At 41.5% G+C, this 6,235-nt stretch carries 7 protein-coding genes and 1 pseudogene; 6 read left to right on the top strand and 2 right to left on the bottom strand.

Annotation, left to right across the window (positions count from 1 at the left end):
• The first annotated feature begins 332 nt into the window (after nucleotides 1-332).
• From V7K42_RS11640 to V7K42_RS11620, 5 genes and pseudogenes are all read left to right on the top strand, one after another.
• Nucleotides 333-524 carry a hypothetical protein gene (locus tag V7K42_RS11640; protein ID WP_114084779.1) on the top strand — a complete coding sequence of 64 codons (192 nt, stop codon included), beginning with the start codon at nucleotides 333-335 and terminating at the stop codon, nucleotides 522-524.
• Between the two features lie 8 nt (nucleotides 525-532).
• Entirely contained in the window at nucleotides 533-844 is a 312-nt protein-coding gene (locus V7K42_RS11635) for a type II toxin-antitoxin system PemK/MazF family toxin (protein ID WP_334916277.1), read from the top strand.
• A gap of 62 nt (nucleotides 845-906) precedes the next feature.
• On the top strand, nucleotides 907-1,239 hold the full coding sequence (locus tag V7K42_RS11630; protein ID WP_334916275.1) for a low molecular weight protein tyrosine phosphatase family protein: 333 nt from the start codon (nucleotides 907-909) through the stop codon (nucleotides 1,237-1,239).
• Nucleotides 1,236-1,451: a hypothetical protein gene (locus V7K42_RS11625; protein WP_334916273.1), complete on the top strand. Its 216-nt coding sequence runs from the start codon at nucleotides 1,236-1,238 to the stop codon at nucleotides 1,449-1,451. Before V7K42_RS11630 ends, V7K42_RS11625 begins: the two co-directional genes overlap by 4 nt.
• A gap of 5 nt (nucleotides 1,452-1,456) precedes the next feature.
• Nucleotides 1,457-1,918, top strand: a pseudogene (locus V7K42_RS11620) (class I SAM-dependent methyltransferase); the annotation flags it as partial.
• A 37-nt stretch (nucleotides 1,919-1,955) separates the two neighbouring features.
• Here V7K42_RS11620 and V7K42_RS11615 read toward each other — a convergent pair.
• Together V7K42_RS11615 and V7K42_RS11610 are read right to left on the bottom strand one after the other, a co-directional pair.
• Nucleotides 1,956-2,399 carry a hypothetical protein gene (locus tag V7K42_RS11615; protein WP_334916271.1) on the bottom strand — a complete coding sequence of 148 codons (444 nt, stop codon included), beginning with the start codon at nucleotides 2,397-2,399 and terminating at the stop codon, nucleotides 1,956-1,958.
• A 192-nt stretch (nucleotides 2,400-2,591) separates the two neighbouring features.
• A complete protein-coding gene (locus V7K42_RS11610; RefSeq protein ID WP_334916269.1) occupies nucleotides 2,592-5,144 on the bottom strand; it encodes a penicillin acylase family protein in 2,553 nt (850 codons plus the stop codon).
• Nucleotides 5,145-5,485: 341 nt separating this feature from the next.
• On the opposite strand from V7K42_RS11610, the gene V7K42_RS11605 reads away from it, so the two are divergent.
• Entirely contained in the window at nucleotides 5,486-6,226 is a 741-nt protein-coding gene (locus V7K42_RS11605; protein WP_334916267.1) for an RNA methyltransferase, read from the top strand.
• The last annotated feature ends 9 nt before the right edge of the window (nucleotides 6,227-6,235 follow it).

The following is a 6,235-nucleotide window of genomic DNA, read 5'->3' as shown; positions in this document are numbered from 1 at the left end:
TCTTGGATATGATGGTCAACATTCGCCGAGATGTGGTTTATTCGTTGTTTATGTTCCAGCCCCAGCCGCAGCAGATGATGCAGGCTTCGTCTGAGATGGTGTAAGAACTAATATCTTATGCAGAGACGCAGAGGCGCAGAGTGTGCTTTTGCGTCTTTGTATTTTAAGGCATCTCTCAAAAATATTTTGTTTTCAGGAGTTTGCTGAAATAGCCATGTATTTGCTGTATGCAGATGAGTCTGGCACAACGCACCGTCTATAGAGCAATCTCATCTCACAGAACGTTTATATAGGGTCGTGCTATGCTACTGGAGTGTCTAATGAAGAGAGTCATGACTGCTCCAGTTGAAGAATTATTAAGCACCTTTGATCGTCTGCCAGAGTCAGAGAGACTGGAAATAGCTCTGGAGATTTTAAAAAGGGTAAGACATTTGGACTTTCCATGTTTGTCTAATGAAGATTTGGTTTGGAATGCAGAAGAAATTTTTTTGGAGTTAGATCGGCAAGAAGCTTCTGATGAGTAGCCCTAATCGTGGAGAAGTTTGGCTACACAGCAAAAGTCAGACCATGCTTAATTATCAGTATTTCTGCACTAGAGCAAGATCGAGCGCTAGTAACCCTAATTCCTCATACGACTAGCTCACGCGGTTCAAGATTTGAGGTGGCGTTAAAGGTAAACTTTCTCCGAACAGGAGTGTTTGACGTACAAAATATTATTACAATTCCACATGTAAAGTTACTCCGAAATTTGGGAGACTTAACACTAGAACAACTAGTTGAAGTTGAAAAAGTATTACTCTTTTGGCTGGGATTAGAAGAGAGAGATTTTGAGAGTGATGAGTAGCAACTTAATATAGATAAAAATCCTGGATTCAAAGGTTTACAAAATACTATCGCTTCATATTAATGAAAAAGCTCTTATTTATCTGTAGCCAGAACAAACTACGAAGCCCAACTGCCGAGGCTGTGTTTTCAGAATATGAAGAACTTGAAACGGATTCGGCAGGTTTAGATCGCTATGCCGAAGTACCATTATCAACAGAGGCTATTCAATGGGCTGATACAATCTTTGTGATGGAAAAATCCCATAAAAGCAAGCTATCAAAAAATTTTCAGCCATTTCTTAAAGATAAAAAAATTATTTGTTTAGATATACCTGATGACTATGAGTATATGGAACCAGCCTTAATTGAGTTGTTAAAACAGAAAGTTCTACCAATATTAAAAATTAAACTATGAATATTCAAGAAGCTTTTAATTCTGCCGCCGGAGATTACGATAACTTACGTCGGATTTTAATTCCCTGTTTTGATGACTTTTATAAAACAGCCGTTGAAATCATCCCAGGCGATTGGACCGCACCCCTTAAAGTTCTAGATTTGGGTGCTGGTACTGGACTTTACTCAGGTATGGTTCAGTCAGTCTTCCCAATGCAGAGTTCACCTTACTAGACTTAGCCCCTGAGATGCTAGAGAAAGCTAAGTTTAGATTTAGCAAAATGGGTAAATCTCCCAAAATCTTAATTGGTGACTACATTGAGACTGATTTGGGTGATTCTTACGACCTTATAATCTCTGCCTTATCGATTCACCATCTTTCTGATTTCGATAAAGAACTTCTTTATCAACGGATTTATAATGTCCTCAAACCTGGTGGAATATTTGTCAATGCCGACCAAATTCTCGGCAAAACTGCTGATTTAGAAGAACTTTATCGCCAACACTGGTTAGACTCTATCCGTGCTAACGGTATATTAGAAGAGGATCTCAAAGCTGCACAAAAACGCATGAAATACGATCGCATGGCAACTCTTGATATTCAACTTCGCTGGCTAGAAGCGGCTGGGTTTCAAAATGTGGATTGCTGGTATAAAAATTTTAGCTTTGCTGTTTTCGGTGGTTATCGACCAACTATTTAACCCGTATATTTTTGATCGAGATTCCATGCAGAATTGATTATTTACCAGAACAGTAGCTATTAATTTCCTTGACTATTGAACTTTCTTCGGTACTACTTTGTTTCAGAGATACCAAAAAGCCCTGTGCTGCTGGTATATTTTTTTTATCTATAGCGCCTGCTGCATTATTCAATTGCTTGCTAATGTTCTGATAGAGTGTGATAAAGCGTCCTTGAAAACCTTGCAACTTCTCATCCTTAATTTTGAGGGTTTTCATCTCTTGGGCAAGTGGATCTATCTTACCAGCAAGTTCAGTTAAAGCTTTAGAACCTTTGGCCGGATTGGGATTTTTACCGAATTCCTGACCTAGACTAGATGCCTGATTCGCAACTTTTATAACTTTGTTACATTGGGCAACCTTACTTTCTCCACAACCTGCAAATAATAATGCGATCGCAGTAGTGACTGAAAGCATAAAACTTTGTTTAAATACACGTTGCATTTGTTCTATTATCTCCAACTATGTTTCAGGAAAGTTGGACAGCAGAAATAAATGGCCAGCGAAAATGCTTTTTTCTAAATAAAAAGAATCTTGATTTCTGTTGCCCTGTTACTTTATACTTCATTTTGACTATAATGTGTATGTAATTACACTTAAGTAGTAAAATTTAATATTCTCTAGTCGGGTTGCACTTTACACTCCCAATTTTGGAACTAACTTTAATGTCGTAGCAGTACTAGCAGTAACCTTCTTTTGCTCCCACAACATAGGGTGATATTCAATCTTGCGCCAAGAGTCCACCATATCGTAGTAGTGGTTATGGAAAGCATGTCCTGATTGTCCGGGTGTATGAATCGCGACTGAGTTATCCAAATTTCCCAAATCTACAATCATCCGCAGAGAAGGAATATCTGTCACCTCAAAGGATTTATTTGCTCTCCATCGGTTAGCATTCACTGTTTCACCGTTACCAGCCGTGGCAAATGCACCACGATTAAATAAAGCTTCAATCGGTGCAACTCCAGATTTACCCAAGGTGGCATTCCGAAAAGTAACAGTATGTAGTTTGCCCCAATTCCAGTTTTTCGGATCTTTGCTTTGAATCCGTTCTAGTTCATCCACGGCTTCGGTAAAGGATTGCTGCAAAATTTCGTCGCGGTTCTCAACTTTTGGGGTGTTGTGATTATCCCACCAAGAACTATTAGGCTGTTTTACCAAATTTGCTACCACAGCATACCAGCGATCGCCCCCATTGGGAAAATATCTCTCAGGCAACTGATCGTGAAAAGTATCTGCTAGCAAGTGTTTCCAGAATACTTCAAACAAAGCAGCAGCAGGTAATGTCATTCCCAATTGCAAATTCCAATCTCGGAGAAGTTTTTGGGCTGCTTGCAAGTGGGGAGTCTCAACAGCAATCGATTGCAGTAGCGGTACTAATATTTGGGCATTGAGATTGCGATCGTCACCTTGTATTTGCTGCACATCTTCCACAGAAATCGGTTCAGTTTGTTGTGAAATCATCTCAACAATGCGCTTTGCCCGATAGCCATAAACCCAGTCTGCGGTAATTAAATAAGGATATTTACGCATAACTAAATTATTTGCAGTAGCAATATAGCCTTGAGATGGATTGAAACTTTTGGGTAACTTCTCAAAGTCAATATAGCCTTGCCACTCATAAGCATCCGTCCAACCAAGAACGGGATAACGCCCATTTCCCTGGGCACGGATGGGGAATTTACCAGGCATTTGGTAGCCAATATTGCCATCAACATCAGCGTAGACTAAATTTTGAGCCGGGACATCATAATTACTCGCAGCAGTGCGGAATTCTTGCCAGTTTTGGGCGCGATTGATTTGGAGAATGGCATCCGCTAGTTTAGAAGGTTCTAGGGCTGTCCAGCGCAGGGCTACGGCGTAGTTTTGGGGTATTTCTAACGGCTGACTTGGCTTGAATTCCTTCAGATTGGGCGAAACATCAGAGAGAATCGGCCCGTGTCGGGTATAGCGCACCGTTTGGACAATCGGCTGACTTCCGGCTACTTGAATTGTCTCTTGCAGGAGTTTCATGTCAACCCATTTGCCATTTACCTCATACTGATTGGGATTATTGGGATTGATTTTCTCAATGTATAAATCCATTACATCAGATAATACATTAGTTACACCCCAAGCAATGCGATCGCTATGACCGATAATGACCCCAATCATTCCGGCAAAGGAAAAACCAGTAACGTTGTAGGGGCATTCTGCACTCTTAGATATACAGTGCAAACCAACCTCATACCATATAGAGGGTATTTGTACACCTAGATGGGGGTCATTTGCCAAAATTGGCTTACCTGTATCTGTACGTTCACCAGATATTACCCAGTTATTGGAACCAATGCCTATCCCTGTGGGGCCGATAAGTTGTTCCAAAGCCATCATCGGCTTGTTAATTGCCTCCATTACCTCCTCAATATCAAAGGCAGTGAATGGCGTATCATCAGAATTTTCATCCTCTCCTGTTTTCCCTTTCTGGAACTCAGGTAAAATCGCTGGCAAATCTTGAGGATACGGTGGATAAAGTTCTTCGACTTGCGCGGGAGTAAGAGTTTTGAGCAGAATAGCACGTTCTACTTCGCTCTGGAAATTTGTACCCAAATCGTAAGCCATCACCTTTCCCCAAGTCAGGGAATGCAATATTTGCCAAGGTTCTGGCTTATATTTAGGATTGAGGAATTTTAGCACAGCGTATTCTAGACTGAGAGCGCTGCCTTGATGCTCTACCAGATAAGCATTGACACCATCTGCATAAGCTTCTAGGTAAGCCTTCATCTCTGCATTAAGTTCCTGAATTTCTTGCTGTGCTACCCTTGCCCAACCCATTGTTCGCAGATATCTATCAGTGTCAACCTGAGAGGAACCAAACATTTCTGAGAGTCGCCCAGAACCGATATGTCGCCAAAAATCCATTTGCCAAAAACGGTCTTGAGCGTGGATATAACCTTGCGCCATAAATAAATCGTGAGAGTTAGCAGCATAAATATGGGGAATTCCCCATTTATCGCGCTGGACGGTTACTTCAGCTTTGAGTTCAGATAGTTGAATTGTGCCACTCTCTTGAGCAAAGGATTGACGTACAGTGTATGTGGCGAATCCCATTAACAATAGCCCCAGCACTAACAGCACAATCAAAGTTCTTATGATAATCCGAGGAAACCAACGTTTTCTGAAGCTTTTTATTTTGGCTGGCTGTGGCATTGTTTAGTAAAATCACGTGATGTTACAAAGTTGATATTACAGCAGAGCGAGCAATATTGATTTGATGCCTGTTCTACCACCTTTACAATGAAGAAAAGGACACATTTCAGGAAAGCGAAATATGCCGAGAATCACCCTGGAAATATCAGAGGAGCTATCTCAACAACTAGCACAAGTAGGCGATGCCTTGCGGCAAGCACTTTGTGTCTACGGAACTGTTCGAACCTGACACAGGCGATCGCTTACACAGCTAAAATGATTTAAAGGAAGCTCTTCAGCAGAACCACAACGCTGAAAACTAATCTAAAAATATCATTTGGTACGATCGCAGGAGGCAAAAAATGGGCTTGGCTGGATTAAGAATTGTGTTGGTAGAACCAGCTGGGCCGATAAATATCGGCGCGATCGCCAGGGTAATGAAAAATTTCGGGCTATATAATTTAGTATTAGTGAACCCCCAATGCGATCCGCTATCGACGGAAGCTTTGATGATGGCTGTTCATGCTCAAGAAATTATCGAATCTGCGGAATTAGTGGCGACCTTACCAGAAGCATTGCATGGATGTGTACGGGCGATCGCTACCACTGGCCGCGTTCGCAGTTTAGAAACACCCTTAGAAAATCCCCGCACTGCACTACCCTGGTTACTTGAGGAACCAGAAAAACCCGCAGCCCTGATTTTTGGCAGGGAAGACCGGGGATTAAGCAATGAAGAATTAAATTATGCCCAGAGGTTTGTTGGTATTCCCACAAGTCAAGATTATGTAGCCCTAAATTTGGCCACCGCCGTAGCAATCTGTTGTTATGAATTGTCACAATGCGTCCAGCAACCTGACATTCAGACCTTACCCCAACCTGAACTCGCTCCCTTAGATGTTGTGGAAGGATACTACCAGCAATTAGAATCACTATTACTGAAAATTGGTTATGTATATCCCCATACGGCAGCTAGTCGCATGGGAAAATTTCGCCAACTATATAATCGCGCTCACCTGAAAAGTGGGGAAGTAGCCATGCTAAGAGGAATTTTACAGCAGGTAGAATGGGCCTTGAAAAACCAAAGGGATGGTGAAAACTTGTAATTATTCGTT

It is taken from the genome of Nostoc sp. (assembly GCF_036917455.1).
In the GTDB taxonomy this organism is placed as follows: Bacteria; Cyanobacteriota; Cyanobacteriia; order Cyanobacteriales; family Nostocaceae; genus Nostoc.
The sequence above is the reverse complement of the archived record's forward strand: the minus strand, read 5'-3'. Positions and strand labels throughout refer to the sequence as shown.